The 19,265-nt window shown below is 72.2% G+C and carries 20 protein-coding genes; 3 read left to right on the forward strand and 17 right to left on the reverse strand.

The features are described from left to right. From HMPREF9719_RS09675 to HMPREF9719_RS08085, 8 genes are all read right to left on the reverse strand, one after another. Positions 1 to 204, reverse strand: a 204-nt coding sequence (locus HMPREF9719_RS09675) for a hypothetical protein (protein ID WP_004601497.1), incomplete at its 3' end; no start/stop codon positions are given. A gap of 2 nt (positions 205 to 206) precedes the next feature. Continuing rightward, a complete protein-coding gene (locus HMPREF9719_RS08055; protein ID WP_004601498.1) occupies positions 207 to 758 on the reverse strand; it encodes a hypothetical protein in 552 nt (183 codons plus the stop codon). 175 nt (positions 759 to 933) lie between these two features. Next, positions 934 to 1,926 (reverse strand): porphobilinogen synthase, encoded by a 993-nt coding sequence (gene hemB / locus HMPREF9719_RS08060; protein WP_004601499.1) that lies wholly within the window; start codon positions 1,924 to 1,926, stop codon positions 934 to 936. Positions 1,927 to 2,032: 106 nt separating this feature from the next. Next, positions 2,033 to 3,916 carry a bifunctional uroporphyrinogen-III C-methyltransferase/uroporphyrinogen-III synthase gene (locus HMPREF9719_RS08065; protein ID WP_004602007.1) on the reverse strand — a complete coding sequence of 628 codons (1,884 nt, stop codon included), beginning with the start codon at positions 3,914 to 3,916 and terminating at the stop codon, positions 2,033 to 2,035. 179 nt (positions 3,917 to 4,095) lie between these two features. Beyond that, complete coding sequence (locus HMPREF9719_RS08070) at positions 4,096 to 4,485, reverse strand: hypothetical protein (protein ID WP_004601501.1); 390 nt, start codon at positions 4,483 to 4,485, stop codon at positions 4,096 to 4,098. Between the two features lie 71 nt (positions 4,486 to 4,556). Then, positions 4,557 to 5,465: a hydroxymethylbilane synthase gene (hemC, locus tag HMPREF9719_RS08075; RefSeq protein ID WP_004601502.1), complete on the reverse strand. Its 909-nt coding sequence runs from the start codon at positions 5,463 to 5,465 to the stop codon at positions 4,557 to 4,559. Beyond that, a complete protein-coding gene (locus HMPREF9719_RS08080) occupies positions 5,462 to 6,838 on the reverse strand; it encodes a glutamyl-tRNA reductase (RefSeq protein WP_004601503.1) in 1,377 nt (458 codons plus the stop codon). The genes hemC and HMPREF9719_RS08080 overlap by 4 nt, the downstream gene beginning before the upstream one ends. Before the next feature lie 190 nt (positions 6,839 to 7,028). Next, the gene (locus HMPREF9719_RS08085) at positions 7,029 to 7,244 is read right to left on the reverse strand and encodes a glutaredoxin family protein (RefSeq protein WP_038076172.1); all 216 of its coding nucleotides are present in this window, start codon (positions 7,242 to 7,244) and stop codon (positions 7,029 to 7,031) included. Between the two features lie 231 nt (positions 7,245 to 7,475). Between HMPREF9719_RS08085 and HMPREF9719_RS08090 the strand changes: the two genes are divergently transcribed. After that, positions 7,476 to 8,549 carry an HAD family hydrolase gene (locus HMPREF9719_RS08090; RefSeq protein WP_004601505.1) on the forward strand — a complete coding sequence of 358 codons (1,074 nt, stop codon included), beginning with the start codon at positions 7,476 to 7,478 and terminating at the stop codon, positions 8,547 to 8,549. 137 nt (positions 8,550 to 8,686) lie between these two features. On the opposite strand, the gene HMPREF9719_RS09455 is transcribed toward HMPREF9719_RS08090, so the two are convergent. The 5 genes from HMPREF9719_RS09455 to HMPREF9719_RS08110 form a co-directional block, all read right to left on the reverse strand. Continuing rightward, positions 8,687 to 8,788 carry a 30S ribosomal protein bS22 gene (locus HMPREF9719_RS09455; protein ID WP_004601506.1) on the reverse strand — a complete coding sequence of 34 codons (102 nt, stop codon included), beginning with the start codon at positions 8,786 to 8,788 and terminating at the stop codon, positions 8,687 to 8,689. Positions 8,789 to 8,941: 153 nt separating this feature from the next. Further along, positions 8,942 to 9,133, reverse strand: coding sequence for a helix-turn-helix domain-containing protein (locus tag HMPREF9719_RS08095; protein WP_004601507.1), 192 nt, complete (start codon positions 9,131 to 9,133; stop codon positions 8,942 to 8,944). Between the two features lie 184 nt (positions 9,134 to 9,317). Beyond that, positions 9,318 to 10,145: a pyrroline-5-carboxylate reductase gene (gene proC / locus HMPREF9719_RS08100; RefSeq protein ID WP_174269537.1), complete on the reverse strand. Its 828-nt coding sequence runs from the start codon at positions 10,143 to 10,145 to the stop codon at positions 9,318 to 9,320. A 171-nt stretch (positions 10,146 to 10,316) separates the two neighbouring features. Further along, entirely contained in the window at positions 10,317 to 11,270 is a 954-nt protein-coding gene (locus HMPREF9719_RS09340) for a hypothetical protein (RefSeq protein ID WP_004601509.1), read from the reverse strand. Positions 11,271 to 11,285: 15 nt separating this feature from the next. Further along, a complete protein-coding gene (locus tag HMPREF9719_RS08110; protein WP_004601510.1) occupies positions 11,286 to 12,215 on the reverse strand; it encodes a Ppx/GppA phosphatase family protein in 930 nt (309 codons plus the stop codon). Between the two features lie 34 nt (positions 12,216 to 12,249). Between HMPREF9719_RS08110 and HMPREF9719_RS08115 the strand changes: the two genes are divergently transcribed. Continuing rightward, a complete protein-coding gene (locus HMPREF9719_RS08115) occupies positions 12,250 to 13,179 on the forward strand; it encodes a hypothetical protein (RefSeq protein ID WP_004601511.1) in 930 nt (309 codons plus the stop codon). 112 nt (positions 13,180 to 13,291) lie between these two features. Here the strand turns inward: HMPREF9719_RS08115 and HMPREF9719_RS08120 are convergent, their stop codons facing one another. The 4 genes from HMPREF9719_RS08120 to mshA are packed head-to-tail and all read right to left on the reverse strand — an operon-like array spanning position 13,292 to position 17,327. Next, positions 13,292 to 13,987 (reverse strand): response regulator transcription factor, encoded by a 696-nt coding sequence (locus HMPREF9719_RS08120; protein ID WP_004601512.1) that lies wholly within the window; start codon positions 13,985 to 13,987, stop codon positions 13,292 to 13,294. Next, on the reverse strand, positions 13,984 to 15,285 hold the full coding sequence (locus HMPREF9719_RS08125; RefSeq protein WP_004601513.1) for a sensor histidine kinase: 1,302 nt from the start codon (positions 15,283 to 15,285) through the stop codon (positions 13,984 to 13,986). Before HMPREF9719_RS08125 ends, HMPREF9719_RS08120 begins: the two co-directional genes overlap by 4 nt. Next, the gene (locus HMPREF9719_RS08130) at positions 15,282 to 16,034 is read right to left on the reverse strand and encodes a phosphoglyceromutase (protein WP_004601514.1); all 753 of its coding nucleotides are present in this window, start codon (positions 16,032 to 16,034) and stop codon (positions 15,282 to 15,284) included. The genes HMPREF9719_RS08125 and HMPREF9719_RS08130 overlap by 4 nt, the downstream gene beginning before the upstream one ends. A gap of 18 nt (positions 16,035 to 16,052) precedes the next feature. Beyond that, a complete protein-coding gene (mshA, locus tag HMPREF9719_RS08135) occupies positions 16,053 to 17,327 on the reverse strand; it encodes a D-inositol-3-phosphate glycosyltransferase (protein WP_004601515.1) in 1,275 nt (424 codons plus the stop codon). Positions 17,328 to 17,530: 203 nt separating this feature from the next. Between mshA and HMPREF9719_RS08140 the strand changes: the two genes are divergently transcribed. Then, positions 17,531 to 19,249 (forward strand): long-chain-fatty-acid--CoA ligase, encoded by a 1,719-nt coding sequence (locus tag HMPREF9719_RS08140; RefSeq protein ID WP_004601516.1) that lies wholly within the window; start codon positions 17,531 to 17,533, stop codon positions 19,247 to 19,249. Positions 19,250 to 19,265: the final 16 nt, after the last annotated feature.

The raw sequence follows: 19,265 nt of genomic DNA on the forward strand, positions 1-19,265 counted from the left end.
GGCGCGCACGCCGCCGGCGACGAGCGCGAGGACCGCGCCGCCGGCCGCGGCGGCGACGCCGACGATGATCTCGTCGCGGCGCGGGGCGCCGGCGGGCTGGCTGCCGGCGAGCAGGAACTGCAGCGCGGCGAAGAGGAACGCCACGGCCGTCGCCAGCAGCAGGCGGTACGCCCAGATGAGCGAGGCGGGCTTGGGGTCGGCCACGGTTAGCGCCGCGCCCTGTCCGGGCGCGCCCAGTCGGCGGACTCCTTCTTGAACAGGAGGATCGTCGCGACGATGGCGAGCACCCCCACGGCGATGATGAGGGCGCCGTCGGCGAGGAACCACGCCACGTGCAGGTCGCTTGCTCCCCCGCCCCCGCCGAGCGGCACGGCGAGCCGCACGGCGAAGAAGATCCCGAAGACGAGCAGCGCGACGCGCGCGCCGCCGGCGGACTTCGAGCGGCGGAGGTACATGCGCAGCATGACCGCGACGACGGCGACGATGACGAGGCTTAACAGGGCGCCGATAAGCGTCGCGGCGACGACGGCGGCGCGCAGCAGCCCGTCGCCGGGCACGTCGGCGCCGGCGTCCTCGAGCTGGCTGCGGGCCGCGGCGATCGGCCCGGACATGTCGAGCAGCGCCATGGTGGCCTGCACGATCTGGTGGGCGACCTCGACGACGAGGATGACGACCCACAGGCGCGCCGCGAGGCACACCGCCTCCGGGGCCTGGGGTCCCGAGCCCTGCCGGGTCGAGGTCGCTTGAGTGGCGCTCACGTCCGATCCATCCCCACGGTCGACGACAAAACTTGCCAATGCGCCCCCTTCGCGCGGGCCCGCGTGCTCAGCCGGCGCCGCGCCGAGGGCGCTACGAAAAAGGGGGCCGGCGCTATCGGCCCCCGCCGGGTGCCCAGCCTAGCCGACCGGGCCCCGGCGCCCCGGTGGTACTCCGCTAGAGTTCCTTGGCGAGGTCGATCGCGGCGTAGGTGAGGATCTGGTCGGCGCCGGCGCGCTTGATGGAGAGCACCGCCTCGGCCATGACCCGCTCGGCGTCGATCCAGCCGCGCTCGCCGGCGGCCTTGATCATCGCGTACTCGCCGGAGACCTGGTAGGCCGCGACCGGCACCGGGGAGTTCGCCGCGGTGTCGCGCAAAACGTCGAGGTACGGCAGCGCGGGCTTGACCATAACGAAGTCGGCGCCCTCCTCGACGTCGAGGTTCACCTCGAGGGCCGCCTCGCGGGCGTTGGCCGGGTCCTGCTGGTAGGCGCGCCGGTCGCCCTTGAGCGAGGAGCCCACGGCCTCGCGGAAGGGGCCGAAAAACGCGGAGGCGAACTTCGCGGAGTACGCCATGATCGCGACGTCCTCGGCGCCGTCCTCGTCGAGCGCGGCGCGGATCTCCGCGACCTGGCCGTCCATCATCCCCGACGGCGAGACGACGTGCGCGCCCGAGCGGGCCTGCTCCACCGCCATCGCCCGGTAGAGGTCGAGGGTCGCGTCGTTGTCGACGACCTCGCGGCCGAGCCGGTCGACGGTAAGAACCCCGCAGTGGCCGTGGTCGGTGAACTCGTCGAGGCAGGTATCGGCGATGAGCACGACGTCGTCGCCGAAGCGCTCCCGCACCGCGGCGAGCCCCCGGTTGAGGATGCCCTCGGGGTCGAGGCCCGCGGACCCGGTGGCGTCCTTGTCCTCGGGGCGGGGCACGCCGAAGAGATCGACGCAGCGCACGCCGGCCTCGGCGGCGCGCTCCACCTCGCTAAGGAGCGAGTCGATGGTGTGCTGGTACACCCCGGGCATGGAGGTGATCTCCCGGGGCTCGTCGATCCCGTCGGCGACGAACATCGGCAGGATGAGGTCGCTTTGGTGCAGCCTCGTCTCGCTGACGAGCCCGCGCATCGCGGGCGACTGGCGCAGGCGCCGCGGCCGGCGGCGGATGATCTTCGACATAAGTTCCTCGATCCTCTCCTCGGGACGCGTGCCGGGTCGGGCTCTGTTGCGGGCGCCGGCCCTCAAATCAAACGTAGCGGGCGGCCCGCCCGCGCGCGGGCCTTACTTAAGCGCCGGCGGCGGGCTTCCCGCCCGAGGGCTGCGGGGTCTTCGTCCCCGCGGCCGGCGCGGCGGTCTCGGCCTTCTTACGGGCGCGGCGCTTCTTCTTCGGCGGCGGGAGCTGCCCCGCGGCGCGCAGCGCCGCGACGTGCGCGGCGAGCGCGTCGACAAGCGAGGGCATGTCCGCGACCTGCGGCACGACGTCGACCCGAAGGCCCAGGTCGCGGGCGGCCTGCTCGGTGGACGGGCCGATCGCGGCGATGATCGTGCGCTGGTGCGGCTTGCCCGCGATGCCGACCAAGTTCTTCACCGTCGACGGGGAGGTGAACGCCACCGCGTCGAAGCCGCCGGTCTTGATCATCGAGCGGATGTCCGCGCTCGGCGGGGCGGCGCGCACCGTGCGATAGGCGACGATGTCGTCGACCTCCCAGCCGAGCTCCTTGAGACCCGCGACGAGCGCGTCGCTGCCGATGTCCGCGCGCGGCAGGAGCACCCGGCCCACGGCGTCGATGTCCTCGACGAAGGTGGGAAACACCTCGAGCAGCCCGCGGAGGTTCTGCTTGTCACTCGGCGGGGTGAGCTCCGGGCTAAGACCCAAGGAGCGGACCTCGTCGGCGGTCTTCTGGCCGACGGCGGCGATGTTCACCCCGGCAAAAGCGCGGGCGTCGAGCCCGAACTCGGCGAGCTTGTCGCGCACCGCGTGCACCCCGTTGACGGAGGTGAACACGATCCAGCGGTAGCGGCCCTCGACGATGCCCTTGACGGAGCGCTCCATCTGCGCGGGCGTGCGCGGCGGCTCCAAGGAGATGGTGGGCACCTCCTGGGGGATCGCGCCGTGCGCCGCGAGGCGCGCGCTCATGGGGCCGGCCTGCGACTTCGCGCGCGGCACGAGCACCCGCCAGCCGTAGAGCGGCCGGTTCTCCCACCACGAGTACTTCGAGCGCGAGTCGACCGCACTGCCGATCGTCACGACGAGCTTGCCCGCGAGCTCCGCGTCGAGCTGCGCGAGCGTTCCCAGCGTGACATCAAAGGTGCGCTGCAGGCGGGTCGTGCCGTGCGTCGTCACCGACGCGGGCGTCTCCTCGGGCATGCCGTGGGAGACGAGCTCGCCGGCGATGGTGGCGAGGTCCTCCTTGAACGCCTGCAGCACGAGCGGCTGCGGCGCGGAGACGAGGCGGGCCCAGTCGACCTTCTCGGTGGAGACGTCCGTCTCGGTGTAGGTCGGCCCGAGCGCGATGCCCGCGTACGACGGCACCGTGGAGGGCAGCGACATGCCCGGCACGACCTGGAAGTCCACGCCGCTCGCGGCGACGGCGTTGATCTCCGCGAGGATCGCCTCGCGGGTGAGCGGGTTCCCGGAGACGAGGCGCACGACCGTCTCCCCGGCCCGCGCGGTCTCGATGAGGCGTGCTGCGCGCTCCTCGGGCGGCTCCGCGGCGTCGGCGGCGGTGATCTCCGCGGCGGTGGGCGCCGGCGGGCGCGGCGGCTTGCGGCGCGCCCCGGAGGCCTTCGCCTCCTCGACTAAGCGCTCGTAGTCGCGGCGCGCGGCCTCGAGCTTCTCCTCGGGCACGGGCACCGCGGAGGCGATGATCTCCGTGACGCTGTCGAGCACGTCTCCGTCAACGACGGCTATGGCGGTGTTCGCGAGGATCTCCCGGGCCCGGACGGTGAGCAGATCGGGGTTCCCTGGCCCGGCACCGACGAACGCCACCTTGCCGGCGGGGCGGGGGGCATCGGTGCTAGTCTGTGCCGTACTTATCTGCTTGTTTATCTCGAACTCCTTTGACACTCGCGCGGCCCGCGGGGCCGTGGCCCGGCGCCCGGGGCGCGGGCGCCGCCCATGCTTGGGGGCGGCCCGGCCCGCCGGCCGGGGCGCGCGAGGCCGCCTCATAGCGCCGGCCGCTTACCGGGCGCGGGGCGGGACGGCCGTGGTCTCGCGGCGGCCCGTGGCTTCGTCCGGATGCCGTATTCGCGCGCCCCGAATCCGGGCACCCGAATACAACCGCCTTCCTCACGGTGTGGTATCCACACTTTAAAAGAGCGAAAGGGAAATGAAAAACCGCGGCGGTCCTAACCTCCACGCGCGCGGCCGGCGGCCGCGCAGATGGCGCGCGCCACGCCCGCGGCGTCGTCGACGGTGACGATGATCGCGTCGACGGTCGCGTTGGTGAGCTCGACGATGAGCGCGCGGCGGGGGCTGCGCTTGTGGCACGCGACGAAGATGATGCGCCGGTGGTCGGGGCCGGTCACCACGGTTCCGGTCGCGGTCAGCCCCTTGATGCGGGTCGCGGCGCGGCGGTGCGCGGTGGCGACCTCCGGGAGATGCAGGCCGTCGTCGATGACGCGCACCCCGGTGATCTTCCTCGTCGGCACCGTAAGATGCGAGCGCCTAGCGGCGAGCTTCTCCCACCAGCCGAGGTGGATGGTGAGTTCCCGTTCGGTGAGCTGCACCGTCGCCATCGAGGCTCCCTTAATCGTCGAATAGACACCGCCCGCGCCCCGCTCGTCGCCGGGGCGGGCGCGCCCGCCGGCTAGTCGCCGGCCGGGGCCATAATACCGGCCGCGCCCGCGTCGAGCAGCTTCTCCGCGAGCGCGACGCCGATCTCCGCGGCCCGCTCCGGCGGGCCGGTGAGCTCCTCGACGAGGCGGGTGGAGCCGTCGGTCGCGGCGACGACGGCGCGCAGCCGAAGCCCGGCCGGATCCGCGACGGCGAGCGCCCCGACCGGCGCGGTGCAGCCGGCCTCGAGGCGGGCGAGCACGGCGCGCTCCGCACGAACGCGCGCGGCGTCGCCCTCGTCGACGAGCCCGCGAAGCAGCTCCTTGGTGTCCTCGTCGTCCGAGCGGCACTCGACGGCGAGCGCGCCCTGCGCGGGCGCGGGCACGAAGCGGCGCGGGTCCAACACCTCGGTGGCGCGGTCCCCGCGGCCGACGCGGGTGAGCCCCGCGTAGGCGAGGATCACCGCGTCGAGCTCGCCGGAGTCGACCTTGCCCATACGGGTGTCGATGTTGCCGCGCAGCGGGCGGATCTCAAGATCCGGGCGCAGCGCCGCGAGCTGCCCCACGCGCCGCGGCGCGGAGGTGCCCACCTTCGCTCCTTTAGGCAGCGTCTCGAGGGTGAGCCCGTCGCGCGCGACGAGCGCCTCGCGGGGGTCGGCGCGCGTCGGGGTGACGCCGAAGACGCGCTCGTCGGGGGCGGTGGGCAGGTCCTTGTTCGAGTGGACCGCGACGTCGCACTCGCCGTTAACGAGCGCCTCGCGGAGCCGCTCGGTGAACACGCCCACCCCGATGCGCTCCACCGGGGAGTGGTTGACGTCGCCCGGCGTGGTGACGATCTCGAGCTCGGCGGCGCGGCCCGCGGCGATGAGCGCGTCGCGGATCGTGCCGGCCTGGGTGCGGGCCAGCTCGCTGCCTCGGGTGCCCACCTTGAGGGTCTCGGTCACTTGGCGCTCCTCTCCCTGGCCTGAAAGTCGCTGGCGGGCAGCTCGCTGGCGCTGACCGCCACGCCGCCGGGCGCGTCCTCCGGGGCGAGCCCGAAGAGGTCCTGGATCGCCGTGTCGTAGCTCACGCTCCCGGACTCGGCGGCCAGCTGCTTGATGCGCACGGTCGGCTCGTGGAGCAGCTTATCGACGACGCGCTGCACGGTGCGCGTCACCTCGGAGAGCTCGTCGCCCTCGAGCCCGGGGGCGCGGCGCTGGAGGCGCTCGAGCTCCCCGCGGGAGATCTCCGCGGCCTTGCTGCGCAGCGCCGCGACCGTCGGGCCGATGGCGCGGACCCGCTGGCTAGCTAAGAACTCCTGGACCTGGCCCTCGACGATCTGCTCGGCCAGCCTCCTCGCCTCCCCCGAGGCGGGGCGCTTCTCCAGGTCGCGGCCGTCCTCGTTGCGGCGCAGCCACTCGATGTTGATCAGGTGCACGCCCCTGATGCGGGCGGCCGCCTCGTCGATGTCGCGCGGCAGCGACAGGTCGACGAGCGTGAGGTCCCTCGAGCGGGCGGCGGGGATGTCGCCCGCGGTGATCGTGTAGCGGCCCGCGCCCGTCGCGGAGACCGCGAGGTCCACCGGACCTAGCGCCTCGTGGCGGCGCTCGAAGTCCACGGCCGTGGCCGGCACCCCGGCCTGCCTCGAGTGCTCGGCGAGGCGGTCGGCGCGCTCGCGGGTGCGGTTGGCGATGTAGAGCCGCTCGACGCCCATCTTGCCGAGGTGGCTCGCCGCGAGCGAGGCCATCGCGCCCGCGCCGAGCACGAGCGCGTTGCGGCCCCTAAACGGGCGCTCCCCGCCGTCGCCGGTGAGGCTCGCGGCCTCGCCGAGCGCGTAGCTCACCATGGAGGCGCCCGCCTCGTCGATGGCGGTCTCCGCGTGGACGCGCTTGCCGGCGCGCAGCGCGGCCTGCAGCAGGCTGTGCAGGGTGCGGCCCACCGAGCCGTTGCCGTCGGCGGCCTGGTAGGCCTGCCGGATCTGGCCGATGATCTGCTGCTCGCCCACGACCATGGAGTCGAGCCCGGCGCACACCGTCATGAGGTGGCGGGCCGCCTCGTCGCCGTAGCGCACGTAGAGGTAGTCCCGGAGCGTCTCGGGGCTCAAGCCAGAGACCTCGGAGAGCTCCTGGACGGTGCCCTGCACGCCGCGGTGGAAGCCGTTGACCACGGCGTAGACCTCCATGCGGTTGCACGTGGAGACGATCATCGCCTCCGCGGCGGCGCCGCTCTCCTTGAGCCGCTCCGAGACGAGGCGCACCTCGTCCTCGGTGAGGCTCACGTCCTCGAGCAGGGTCACCGGCGCCGTCTTGTAGGACATTCCCACGAGAAGGACGTTCACGACTGTCAGCTCACCGCTTTCTGCCTAGGCAGGTGCGCGGGACCGGGGTGCCTAAAAAGTCGGCGTGGTCGTCTGGCCCCGAACCGGCCGGGGCGCGGGCGGGCATTCCATCCTGTGGTTGACCACGCGATCCGTCCCGCGATGTAGCCGCCCGCCGGGTTGCCGCCAGCTTAATGGCGCCCACCTGGGCCTACAACAAAGCCAGCGCTAACTCATCATTGTCAACCTCCCAGCACGCGAACTCCTCGTCGTCGACGAGGACGACGGGCACGCGGTCGCCGAACTCCACCTCGAGCGCAGCATCGCTATCGACGTCGGTGATGGTGAGGCCCGCGCCCGCGGCCGCGACGACGGGCGCGATCTGGTGGGCGACGCGGTGGCAGGAGCCGCACGACTCGCGCACCATGAGCTCGACCTCGCGGGCCCCGGGCCTCGCCCGGCGCTCCTCGGGCCAGCCGGCGGGGACCTGGGCGGCGTCGTCGTGGTTGCTCATCGCCTCTAAAGCCTAGCGCCGCGGGCGGCCCGATCCGGCGGCGGCGGGCGCGCCCGCGGCCTAGAATCGGGGTCGATCTATCCCCACCCCCGCGGCGGGCGGCCGGCCCGCCCGCGACCCCTTATAGGAAGCTCTGATGCCCCGGTGACCAGACCCGAACCGCAGCCGTTCCCGGACTCCCCCGAGGAGTTCGTGGCCTGGTGGTCGCCGAGCCGCGGGCACCTGCGCCGCTACTTAAGCTCCAACGCGCTGCCGCCCATCGACGAGGAATCCCAGGAAGAGGCCGGGCTCGCCGCCGCCGACGAGGCGCTCACCTACCTCTACGGCGTGGACTTCCACGAGTTCCGCGCCGGCGCGCGCTCCGTGCACGGCGCGCTGCGCGCCGCCGGCGACTGGAGCCCGCCCACAGACGGCGGCACGAGGGCGGCGTTCTTCGACATCGACAACACCCTCATCCACGGCTCCTCGCTCACCCGCCTCGCCTACGGGCTCTACCACCGCGGCTACTTCAAGCTGCGCGACATCATCCCCATGGCGATCAAGAACGCCCGCTACCAGATCGCCGGCAAGGAGATCGCCCGCGACGTCGCCGACGGCCGCGAGATGGCGCTGCGCCTCATCGAGGGCCTCAAGGTCGACGACCTCGTCTCCCTGTGCGAGGAGATCGTCGAGGAGCACATGCAGTACAAGGCCTTCCCCGGCACCAAGGAGCTCGGCGAGCGCCACATCGAGGCCGGCGAGCAGGTGTGGCTCGTCTCCGCCACGCCCGTGCAGCTCGGCCAGATCCTCGCGCGCACCTTCGGGTTCACCGGGGCGCTCGGCACCGTCGCGGAGGTCAAGGACGGCCGGTTCACCGGCCGGCTCGAGGGCGACATCCTCCACGGATCCGGCAAGCGGCACGCGATCGCCGCGCTCGCCGACGCGCTGCAGCTCGACCTCGACGAGTGCACCGCCTACTCCGACTCCATCAACGACGTGCCGATGCTCTCCATGGTCGGCACCGCCGTCGCGGTCAACCCGGATAAGAAGCTGCGCCGCCTCGCCGGGGAAAACGACTGGCTCGTGCGCGACTACCGCAACGTCCGCAAGGCTTTGCGCACCTGGGGCCCGGTGGGCCTCGCCGGCGCGACGTTGAGCATCGCGGGCTGGCGGGCGCGCGGGGTCTTACGCGGCGCGGCGGGCCGCCTCGCCCGGGCCGCGTCCCGGCGCCACCGCTAGGTTAGGCGCGCTCCCCCGCCCCACGGCCCGCCGCCGGGGCGCGGGTCTGCGCAGCGACGCCTCCCCGGGCCTGGGCCTTAGAGACGCGAAAAACGCCGCCGGAGTGGATCCTCGGCGGCGTCCAGGGCGTGTGGGGCTTACTTGCCCAGCTTGCGACGCTGCACGCGCGTGCGGCGCAGCATCTTGCGGTGCTTCTTCTTCGCCATGCGCTTGCGGCGCTTCTTGATCACGGAACCCATGGAATGTCCTCGCTTCACTCTCGACTAGGGCTTGCACCTTCGCCCCGCTGCCGCGCGGCGGCGCCGGGCGAGAAACGAACTATAAGCTTAGCGGGCTGCCGGCAGTGCCGACAACCCGCCCCCGGTGGGGATCGCTCCTTAAAAGCCTAGCTTTTAGCCCGCCTCGTAGAACGACGAGTCGAGGTAGTCGCTGACCGCCTTCTCGTGCACGCGGAACGACCGCCCCACCCGCACCGCGGGCAGGTCGCCCGCGTGGACGAGCCGGTAGACGGTCATCTTCGAGACGCGCATGATCTCGGCGACCTCGGCGACCGTGAGGAACGTTCCCTTGTCTTCACTTGCCATAGAGCTTCCTAACCATCCGGGTGGCGGCGCGCTGCAGGCTTCCCCTCCCGCAGACTCACGCGCACTCATTCTTTAACAACCATAACGATAGCCCATCGCGGCCGCCACGGCCGGCGCGAGGGGCCAGAGTGACGCGCGAGCACCCCCGCGGCCCGTGGGGCCCGGGGGCCTCGCGGGGCGCGGGCTAGTCGTCCTTGCCGGCCGGCTTCCCGAGCTCCGCGGAGCGCTCCGCGCAGGCCTCGGCGGCGCGGAAGAACGCGCCGCGGATACCCGACTCCTCGAGCTCGCGCAGCGCGTGCACCGTCGTGCCGCCCGGGGAGGAGACGTTGATCCGCAGCTGGGCGGGACCGTCGCCGGAGCCGGTGAGCATGTCGCCCGCGCCGGCAACGGCGCCGGTGACGAGCTCGACGGCCTGCGCGCGCGGCACGCCGAGCTGCACGCCCGCGTCGATGAGCGACTCGGCGACCAAGTAGATGTACGCGGGCGACGAGCCCGACAGCGCGGTGACGGCATCCATGTTCGCCTCGTCGACCGCGACGACCCGCCCGACGGTCGAGAGGAGGTCCTCGACGAGCGTCAGCTGCTCGTCGCTGACGTTGTCTGCCCGGGAGACCGCGCACACGCCGCGGCCCACCATCATGGGGGTGTTGGGCATCACGCGCACGACCGGGGTGCCCTCCGCCACGGGCTCCTGGAGCGCGTCGAGGCCGATGCCCGCCGCCAGGGAGACGACCACCGGGTTGCCTGCCTCCTTCAGGGCGCCGGCAACCTCCTCGAGGACGCCGGCGACCTTCGGGGGCTTCACGGCGACGAAGACGACGTCCGCGCCCGCGACAGCCTCGGCGTTGTCGAGGGTCGTGGTCACGCCGTAGGCCTCCGAGAGCTCGTCGGCGCGCTCCTGCCGCCGGTTGGAGACCTTAATGTCGCCGGCGTTCACCTCGGAGCTCTTCACGAGCCCGGAGATGAGCGACTCGCCGATCTTTCCGCCACCTAGCACTGCGATAGAAGTCATGGCACCCATCTTGCCGAAACCCGCCCGCCCCCGTCGAGGGCGAAGCCCAGCAGCTCAGGCCCGGACGCGGCGAGCAGCGCGGGGAGAGCGCGACCCCAGACGCGCCGAGGCCCCGCCAGCCGGAAGCGGCGGGCGGGGCCTCGGTGTGGGCCTCGAGTGGAGTTCGCGGGGCTAGACGAAGACGAGCGGCAGGAACGTCGCCGCGAGGCCGACGACGCCTGCCAAGAGCATCGCCACCCCGTCGCGGGAGGTGCGCAGGAAGTGCACGACCGCGACGAAGCCCGCGGAGACCACGAGCCCGAGCGAGGCGATGATCGCGTTGTGGAGGTCGGTCTGCCAGAGCTGCTCGAAGCCGAAGAACACGGCGACGGCGACGGCGACGAACGCGACGGTGAGGAGCAACGCCCCCCACGGCCCGCCGGCGGGCTGGTCGTCCTTGTCGTCCGTGTCGGCCTCGGGGGACGCGGGGCGCTGGCCCCGGCGGCGCTCCGGGGCGGGCGCGTCGACCGCGGGCATGACGCCGGTCTCGGTGTCCTCGGGGCTCCGGTCGGCGGGCTCGTCCTCGACCCGGGGCTCCTCCTCGGCGGGCTCCTGCTGCGCCTCGTCCTCGGGGGCCTCGCCGGCGGCGCCCTCGGCGTCCGCCGGCACGGCGGGGATGACCGCGGTCTCGTCCTCGCTCGGGGCGGCCGCGTCCTCGGGCTCGTCGGCCTCGGTCTGCTCGTCCCCGGCCGGGGTCGGCGCGGCCGGCTCCTCGGCCTCCGGCTCCGCCTCGCGCTCGGCGGCGCCCGCCTGGGGCTCGTCCCGCAGCTCGGCGGGCTCGGCCTGGGCGGGCTCCCGCTCGGCAGCCTCGTCGGGGCGCTGCTCGGCCTCGGGCTCGGGGGACTCGGCGCGCTCGTGGCCGGCCGGGGCGGCCGGCTGGTCGGGGTTTTCCTCGTCGATCGGCCGGGAGGAGTGGCGCGACTCGGCGGGCTTCTTGTCGACCGCCCGCAGCGATCCGGTGAGCTCGGCGACGGAGACGCCCCCGTCCTCGGCGCGGCGGCGGCGCCGCGAACGCGAGGACGAGCCCTCCGACTTCCCGGACTTCGCCAGGAGTTCGGCGACGGTGAGCTGTTTGTCGTCGCTCATGGAGTCCTTTCCTCCTTATTCCAGACCCTTGTCGATGCGTCGCAGGATGACGCCTTCGCGCAGAGCCCACGGGCAGATGTCGATCTTATCTAGGTGTAGCGCCCGCATCGTCGCCTCGGCAACCAGCGCGCCCGCGACGATCTGGTGCGAGCGGTTCGAGCTCACCCCCTCGAGCTCGGCGCGGTCCGCGGCCGACATCCGGGACAGGAAGGCGATGAGCTGCCGCAACCCCGGCGCGGTGAGCTCCCGGGCAACAAACGGGCCCGCCGAGGAGGGCGCCGCGCCCATGAGGCGCGCGAGCGTGCGGATCGTCTTCGATGTGCCGGTCGCCACACGCGGCCGGCCGACCTTAGCGAGCTCCTTCGCCGGCCCGGCGAGCTGCTCGTCGATGTAGTCGCGCAGCTCGTTGACGCGCTTGCGCTCGGGCGGGTCGGTGTCGAACCACTCGTGGGTGAGCCTCGAGGCCCCGAGGTCGAGGGAGAACGCGGCGTCGGGCAGCTCCTCGGAGCCGGAGGCGATCTCCAGGGAGCCGCCGCCGATGTCGATTCCTAGTATCCGGCCGGCCGACCAGCCGTACCAGCGCCGGGCGGCGAGGAACGTCAGGCGGGCCTCCTCGACCCCGGAGATGATCTGCAGCCGCACCCCGGTCTGCTCCTCGACCTCGTCGAGGATCTCCGCGGAGTTCTTCGCCGAACGGATCGCCGAGGTCGCGAACGGGAGGAACTCGCCGCACTCGGTCTCCTCGGACAGGCCCTTGGCGTCCTTGACCGCCCGGCAGAGCTTCTTGATACCCTTCTGGCTGATGCGGCCCTGCTTGTCCTGGAGCTCGACGAGCCGAAGCGACGTCTTCCAGTCGTTCATCGGCGTCGGCCGGCCGCCCGGCTCGGCGTCCACCGCCACGAAGTGGACAGTATTGCTGCCCACATCCACTACACCCAGTCGCACGCGTATCAGCCTAGACGGTCTACCCTTTCGGGGTGTGAATCCGCCACGCCCGCACACCGTATTCCTCGGCTTCCCGGCCGGCACTCGTGCCGCCCGCGCCGTCGAGGCGGGCCGGGAGACCCACCCCGACGTGGAGCGCGAGTGGTTCGAGTTCACCGACCCCGCCGACGAGGACCACCTCTTCAGCGTCGACCTCACCTGGCTGGAGTCGCACTGGCAGTGCCAGTTCGGCACGCCCGCCTGCCCCGGCATCGACGCCGCGCAGCCCGACGCGGGCTGCTGCGTGCACGGCGCGTTCATGGCCGACGAGGCCGACCGGGAGCAGCTCGCGGACTCGGTGCGGCGGATGCCGAAGAAATTCTGGCAGAACCGCCCCGCCGAGACCGACGAGTTCCTCGCGGGCCGCGGCCCGGAGCTCGAGCCGTGGCTCGAGTGGGACGAGCTCGACGGGGACGACGGCGAGCCCGAGCCGGCCCTGAAGACCAGGGTCGTCGGCGGCGCGTGCATCTTCGCGAACCGCGCCGGCTGGGGAACGGGCGCCGGCTGCGCGCTGCACCAGTGGTGCCTCGAGGAGGGCCTCGACATCACCGTCGAGAAGCCCGAGGTGTGCTGGCAGCTGCCGCTGCGCCGCACCGAGGAGTGGGAGGACCTCGCCGGCCGGGAGGTGCTGCGCACGACGATCGGCGAGTACGACCGCCGCTCGTGGGGCGACGGCGGGGAGGACTTCGACTGGTACTGCACCGCGGACCCCGCCTGCCACGTCGGGGAGGAGCCGGTGTGGCGCAGCCAGGAAAACGAGCTGCGCGCGCTCATGGGCGAGGACGCCTTCGAGCTGCTCGCCGGGCGGCTTGAGGGCCGGGAGCGGCGCCGCCGCCAGGCGATCGCCGGCGGCGCGGACCCCGAGGAGCTTGTGCCCGGCCACCCCGCGACCCGCGAGGCGCTGCGCCGCCGACAGGCGGGCTAGCGGGCCCCGCTTTCCCTCTCTGCCCGGGCGCGCGCCGCGCCGACGCGGGGATACCTATATATATGCGCCGCCCAGGGGCTCGCCCGCGCCCCGGGGCGGCGCCGCCGGTTTGTTAGCTCTCGAACTTGTAGCCCAGGCCGCGCACGGTGAGCAGCTGGGCGGGGTGCTTGGGGTCGGCCTCGATCTTCGAGCGCAGGCGCTTGACGTGCACGTCGAGGGTCTTCGAGTCGCCGAGGTAGCCCGGCCCCCACACCCGGTCGATGATCTGGCTGCGGGTGAGCACCCGGTCGGGGTTGCGCAGCAGGTACTCGAGGAGGTCGAACTCCTTGAGCGGCATGTTCACCGCCTCCCCGTCGACGGTGACGGTGTGGCGGTCGATGTCCATGGCGACGCGGCCGACCTCGAGGACCTCCTCGTAGTCGCCCTCGTCCTCGACGGGGGCGGGCGCCTGGCGGCGGCGCAGCACCGCGCGGATGCGGGCGATGAGCTCGCGGGAGGAGTAGGGCTTGGTGACGTAGTCGTCGGCGCCGAGCTCGAGGCCGACGACCTTGTCGATCTCCGAGTCGCGGGCGGTGACCATGATGACCGGCACGTCCGAGGTCGCGCGGATCCGCTTGCACACGTCCGTGCCGGACATGCCCGGCAGCATGAGGTCGAGCAGGACGATGTCGATGTCCTCGGCGGCGAACTTCTCTAGCGCGGTGGGTCCGTCGGGCGCGAGCACCGTCTCGAAGCCCTCCTTGCCGAGCAGGAAGGCGAGCGGATCGGCGAGTGACTCCTCGTCCTCGACGATGAGAATCGTGGTCATTCGGTTGTGTCCTTTCGACGTATCCCCGACCGGCGCGCCGGCGCGCCGGTGGCCGGCTCGAGCTGGCGCTCCTCGCCCGAGCCCTCCGGGTGGTAAATCGGAAGCTCGATGGTGAAGGTCGACCCTGTGCCCAGTTTCGACCACACGGTTATGTTACCGCCGTGGTTCGCGACGACGTGCTTGACTATCGCCAGGCCCAGCCCGGTGCCGCCCGTGGAGCGGGAGCGGGCCTTGTCGACGCGGAAGAAGCGCTCGAAGACGCGGCGCTTGTTCTCCGGGGCGATGCCCATGCCCCGGTCGGTGACCCTGATGCGCACGATCTCGTCCGAGTCGATGGTGGTGTCGAGGATCCCCTCGCGGGCGGGCTCCGCCGCGCCGCGGCCCTCGGCGCGCTCGGGGTTGGGCACGACCTCCTGGGTGATGGAGACCGGCAGCGCGTCCTTCGAGTAGTGCAGCGCGTTCGAGATGAGGTTCGAGATCGCCGTGACGAGCAGCGACTTGTCGCCCTTGACCCAGGCGCCCGACTCGTCGCCCGAGACGAGCGAGACTCCTTGGCTCTCCGCGGCGAGCTGGTTGCGGGCGATGGCCTCCTCGACGAGGTCGTCGGCGCGCACCGGCTGCATGTCGGGCAGCGCCTCCGCGCCCTGCAGCTTAGAGAGGGAGATGAGCTCGGTAATAAGGTCGGAGAGCCTAAGCGCCTCCCGGTGGAGCCGCTGGCCGAAGTAGTCGACCTGCTCGGGGTCCTCGGCCGCGCCGGTGAGCGCCTCCGCGAGCAGCGCCATGCCGCCCACGGGCGTCTTGAGCTCGTGGGAGACGTTGGCAACAAAGTCCCGGCGCGCGGCCTCCATGCGCGTGTTCTCCGACTCGTCGGTGGAGTAGATCACCGCGAAGCGGTCGTCGACCGGGGTGAGCGGCTTGACGACGGCGCGCACCGCGACGACCCGGGAGCCGGCGCGTCTGCCGTCCATCTTCACGTTGAGGACGTGCTCGTCGTGGTCCTCCCACGCGAGCTCCGCGTAGTCCCACATCTCCGGGTGGATCTCGGAGCCGTGGATGATTCCGGTCTCGTGGGCGCGCGGGTTGGACAGCAGGATCGAGCCGTCGCGCCCGACGACCGCGACGCCGGTGGGCGAGCCCTGGACGACGAGGTGGAGCACCTGGCTGATCGTCGTGACCCGGTTGACGTCCACGCGGTCGACGCCGCCGGAGAGGGTGCGACGCGCGCGCCGCAGCGCCGGGGCCAGCGCGCCGGCCGCGACGACGCCCAGGATGAAGGCGCTCGCCAGGGCGAGGATCACTGGCCGCCCTGCGCGGCGACGGCCGCGGCGCCCGCCTCGGCGGCCTCGGGGTCGAGGTAGCGGCCCTCGCCCTGGGGCTTGCCGTCGCTGCCGATCTCGTAGACCCGCGGGATGCCGGTGGGGATGTTAAGCCCGGCGATCTCGTCGTCGCCGATGCCCTCGAGGTGCTTGACCAGCGCGCGCAGCGAGTTGCCGTGTGCGGCGACGAGCACCGTCTCGCCGGCGGAAAGCCTGGGGGCGATGGCCTTCTCGTAGTAGGGCACGAGCCTGGCGACGACGTCCTTCAGGCACTCGGTGGCGGGCACCTCATCGAGGCCGGCGTAGCGCGGGTCGTCGGTCTGGGCGTACTCGCTGGCCTCGTCGATGGGGTTCGGCGGGGTGTCGAAGCTGCGGCGCCAGGCCATGAACTGCTCCTCGCCGTACTTCTCCTTGGTCTCGGCCTTGTTGAGCCCCTGGAGGGCGCCGTAGTGGCGCTCGTTGAGCCGCCAGCTGCGCTCCACGGGGATCCACAGCCGGTCGGCAGCATCCAAGGCGATGTTCGCGGTCTTGATGGCGCGGCGCAGCACCGAGGTGAACACCCGCTCGGGCCTAATGCCCGCCGCGGCGAGCAGCGTGCCGCCGCGGGCGGCCTCGGCCTCGCCCTTCTCGGTGAGGTCGACGTCCACCCAGCCGGTGAACCGGTTCGTGGCGTTCCACTGGCTCTGCCCGTGGCGCAGCAGGACGAGCGTGCCGGGCTTCGAAGTAGTCATGGTACCAAGCATGCCACGCTACGCGCCGGCCGACCCGCTGGCCCGCCGGTCGGTGAACGAGGGGCGCCGGCGATCGAGCACGCGGCGGTAGGTCTCCTCGAGCCCCGCGGCCGTCGCCGCCCACGAGAAGCGCTTCGCATGCGCGCGGGCGCGCCTGCCCATCGCGGCGCGCGTCGAGTCCGCGGCGAGCAGCCCGCCGATCGCCGCCGCCCAGTCCTCTGGGTCGTGGCCGTCGACGAGCACGCCCGACTCCCCGTCCGCGACCGCGGTGGGAAGCCCGCCCACCCGTGCTGCGACCACCGGCGTGCCGGTGGCCTGGGCCTCTAAGGCGACGAGCCCGAAGGACTCGTTGTAGCTCGGCACCGCAACAAGGTCCGCGGCACGGTAGACCTCGGCGAGCTCCTCCGGGGGGCGCGGCTCGAAGAACCGCACCCTAGAGCTCACGCCCAGCTCGGCGGCGAGGTCTTGGCACCACGAGGCGGTCGCCGCCGCACCCGACGCGCCCCCGCAGATAAGAGCCACGACGGGCAGCTCCGGGCGCTCGGCGGCGATGCGCGCGACCGCGCGGATGAGCACCTGCGGCCCCTTGAACTGCTGCATCCGCCCGACGAACGCCACCGCCCGCGCGTTGAGCGGCACGCCGAGCTCGCGGCGCGCGCGCTCCGTGGAACGCCCCGAGCCCGGGCTGAACGTCTCAACATCCGCGCCCGGCGCGACGATGTCGATAACCCCTGGGTCGGCGTCGTAGTGGTGGCGCAGGTCGCCGACCTCCTCGGCGGTGTTGACGACGAGCCGGTCGGCGTTGTCGACAAGCTGCTGCTCGCAGATGCGCCGCGCATTCGACTCGGCGGCATCGCCCGCGGAGCGGTGCGCGTTCTTCACCGCCGCGAGCGTGTGCGCGGTGTGCACGAGCGGCACCTCCCACAGGTCGCGCAGCAGCCAGCCCACCTGCCCGGAGAGCCAGTAGTGGGAGTGCACCACGTCGTAAGACAGGTCGTTGTAGCGCGCGAACATGACGATCCCGCCGGCGAACGCGGCGAGCTGGGTGGGCAGCTCCTCCTTGGTGAGCCCCTCGAAGGGCCCGGCGACGATGTTGATCACCCGGAGGTTCTCGGAAAGCTCGATGACCTCGCCCTGGCTGGGGCGGGTCGCGCGGGTGAACACGTCGACCGCCACACCCCGGCGGGCGAGCTCCCTGGCGCTGGAGAGCACGTAGACGTTCATGCCGCCGGCGTCCCCGGCGCCGGGCTGGGCGACCGGGGAGGTGTGCATGGAGATCATCGCGACGCGCATGGCCTCATGCTATCCGCCCGGCGCGCCGGGAGAATATGACCGAGGGCTCATGTTATTATGCGCCCGCTACGATGGCGGTCGCGGCGCGCCCGCGTCCCCGGCGCCTAGCCGGCGAGGCCGGTCGCCCGGCCTCGCCCGCCGGCACCCGAAAAGAACTCGACGAGGACACGTCCTTTTATGCGGCGTAAATAAAGGAGAAGACCATGGCGGTAAGCAAGGACGCGGTGTGGCTCCAGCACTACCCGGAGTGGACGCCGCACGCGCTCGACTACGGCGAGACGACGCTGCTCGACGTTTACGACAACAACCTGGCGCGCAACCCGAACAAGCCGGCGACGTGGTTCTTCGGGCGCACGCAGACCTTCCAGGAGGTCGATAGCCAGGTGCGCGCCGCGGCCGCGGGGCTGCGCGCCCTCGGGGTGCGCGCGGGCGACCGGGTGGCGATCGCGCTGCCGAACTGCCCGCAGCACGTCGTCGCGTTCTACGCGGTGCTCAAGCTGGGCGCCACGGTCGTGGAGCACAACCCGCTCTACACCGCCCACGAGCTCGTCGGCCCGTTCAAGGACCACGGCGCGCGGGTCGCGATCGTGTGGGACAAGGCCTCCGGCGTCGCGGAGGCGATTAGGGAGCGCTCCGAGCTGGAGACCATCGTCGCGGTGAACATGCTCGACGCGATGCCTAGGGCCTACCGGCTGGCGCTCAAGCTGCCGCTGCCGAAGATCCGCTCGCTGCGCTCGAAGATCACCGAGCCCGCGCCGAACACCCTGCCGTGGGAGGTGCTGCTGTCCTCCTCGCTGGGCGGCGACGGCTCGGACATCGTCTCGGAAGAGTCTGTCACCCGCGACAGCATCGCCCTCGTGCTCTACACGTCGGGCACGACGGGCGCGCCGAAGGGCGCGCAGCTCAGCCACGGGAACCTGTTCGCGAACATCCTCCAGGGCAAGTACTGGGTGCCGGGTCTGGGCGAGCGCGACGAGCGGATGCTCGCGGCGATCCCGGCGTTCCACGCCTACGGCATGACGATGAACTTCACGCTGGCGTTCTTGATCGGCGGGGAGCTCATCCTCGTGCCCGCGCCGAACATGGGGCTGCTGCTGAGGATCATGAAGAAGCACACGCCGACCTGGGTGCCGGGCGTGCCGACGCTCTACGAGAAGATCGCCAGCGCCGCCGACGAGGCGGGCGTGGACATCACCGGGGTGCGCAACTCCTTCTCGGGGGCCTCGACGCTGCCGGTGAGCACGGTGAAGCGCTGGGAGTCGATGACCCACGGGCTGCTCGTCGAGGGCTACGGGCTCACCGAGACCGCCCCGATCATCTGCGGCAACCCCATGACCGAGCAGCGCCGCCCGGGGTATGTCGGCATCCCCTTCCCCGACACGGAGATCCGCATCGCCGACCCGGAGGACCCGTCGCGCGAGCTGGGCTTCGGCGAGGAGGGCGAGGTCCAGGCGAAGGGCCCGCAGGTCTTCAAGGGCTACCTCAACAACCCGAAGGCCACCGAGGCGTCCTTCCAGGACGGCTGGTACCGCACCGGCGACGTGGGCGTCATGGAGGAGGACGGCTTCGTCAAGCTCATCGCCCGCATCAAGGAGGTCATCATCACCGGCGGGTTCAACGTCTACCCCGCCGAGGTGGAGGCCGCGATCGGCGAGCACCCCGACATCGACGACATCACCGTCGTCGGGCTGCCCCGCAAGGACGGCTCCGAGTCCGTCGTCGCGTGCGTGACGCTTCGCGAGGGCGCGGCGCTCGACCCGGAGGGGCTCAAGGCCTACGCCCGCGAGCGGCTCACCCGCTACAAGGTGCCGCGCACCTTCTACCACTTCGAGGAGCTCAACCGGGACTTCGCGGGCAAGATCTCGCGCCGCAAGGTCCGCGAGGAGCTGCGCGAGAAGCTCCAGCGCGAGCGCTCCAAGTAGAGCCCGCCCGGCGCGG

This window comes from Corynebacterium otitidis ATCC 51513 (assembly GCF_000296405.1).
In the GTDB taxonomy this organism is placed as follows: Bacteria; Actinomycetota; Actinomycetes; order Mycobacteriales; family Mycobacteriaceae; genus Corynebacterium; species Corynebacterium otitidis.

Bases quoted from the DNA above. Each gene is read 5' to 3' on its own strand.
- HMPREF9719_RS08085 (WP_038076172.1), bottom strand. From the start codon at position 7,244: ATGGTGCGCGAGTCGTGCGGCTCCTGCCACCGCGTCGCCCACCAGATC.
- hemB (WP_004601499.1), bottom strand. From the start codon at position 1,926: ATGTCGAAGATCATCCGCCGCCGGCCGCGGCGCCTGCGCCAGTCGCCC.
- HMPREF9719_RS08065 (WP_004602007.1), bottom strand. From the start codon at position 3,916: ATGAGGCGGCCTCGCGCGCCCCGGCCGGCGGGCCGGGCCGCCCCCAAG.
- mshA (WP_004601515.1), bottom strand. From the start codon at position 17,327: ATGCGCGTCGCGATGATCTCCATGCACACCTCCCCGGTCGCCCAGCCC.
- HMPREF9719_RS08130 (WP_004601514.1), bottom strand. From the start codon at position 16,034: ATGACTACTTCGAAGCCCGGCACGCTCGTCCTGCTGCGCCACGGGCAG.
- HMPREF9719_RS08120 (WP_004601512.1), bottom strand. From the start codon at position 13,987: ATGACCACGATTCTCATCGTCGAGGACGAGGAGTCACTCGCCGATCCG.
- HMPREF9719_RS08070 (WP_004601501.1), bottom strand. From the start codon at position 4,485: ATGGCGACGGTGCAGCTCACCGAACGGGAACTCACCATCCACCTCGGC.
- HMPREF9719_RS09455 (WP_004601506.1), bottom strand. From the start codon at position 8,788: ATGGGTTCCGTGATCAAGAAGCGCCGCAAGCGCATGGCGAAGAAGAAG.
- HMPREF9719_RS09340 (WP_004601509.1), bottom strand. From the start codon at position 11,270: ATGAGCGACGACAAACAGCTCACCGTCGCCGAACTCCTGGCGAAGTCC.
- proC (WP_174269537.1), bottom strand. From the start codon at position 10,145: ATGACTTCTATCGCAGTGCTAGGTGGCGGAAAGATCGGCGAGTCGCTC.
- HMPREF9719_RS08140 (WP_004601516.1), top strand. From the start codon at position 17,531: ATGGCGGTAAGCAAGGACGCGGTGTGGCTCCAGCACTACCCGGAGTGG.
- HMPREF9719_RS08095 (WP_004601507.1), bottom strand. From the start codon at position 9,133: ATGGCAAGTGAAGACAAGGGAACGTTCCTCACGGTCGCCGAGGTCGCC.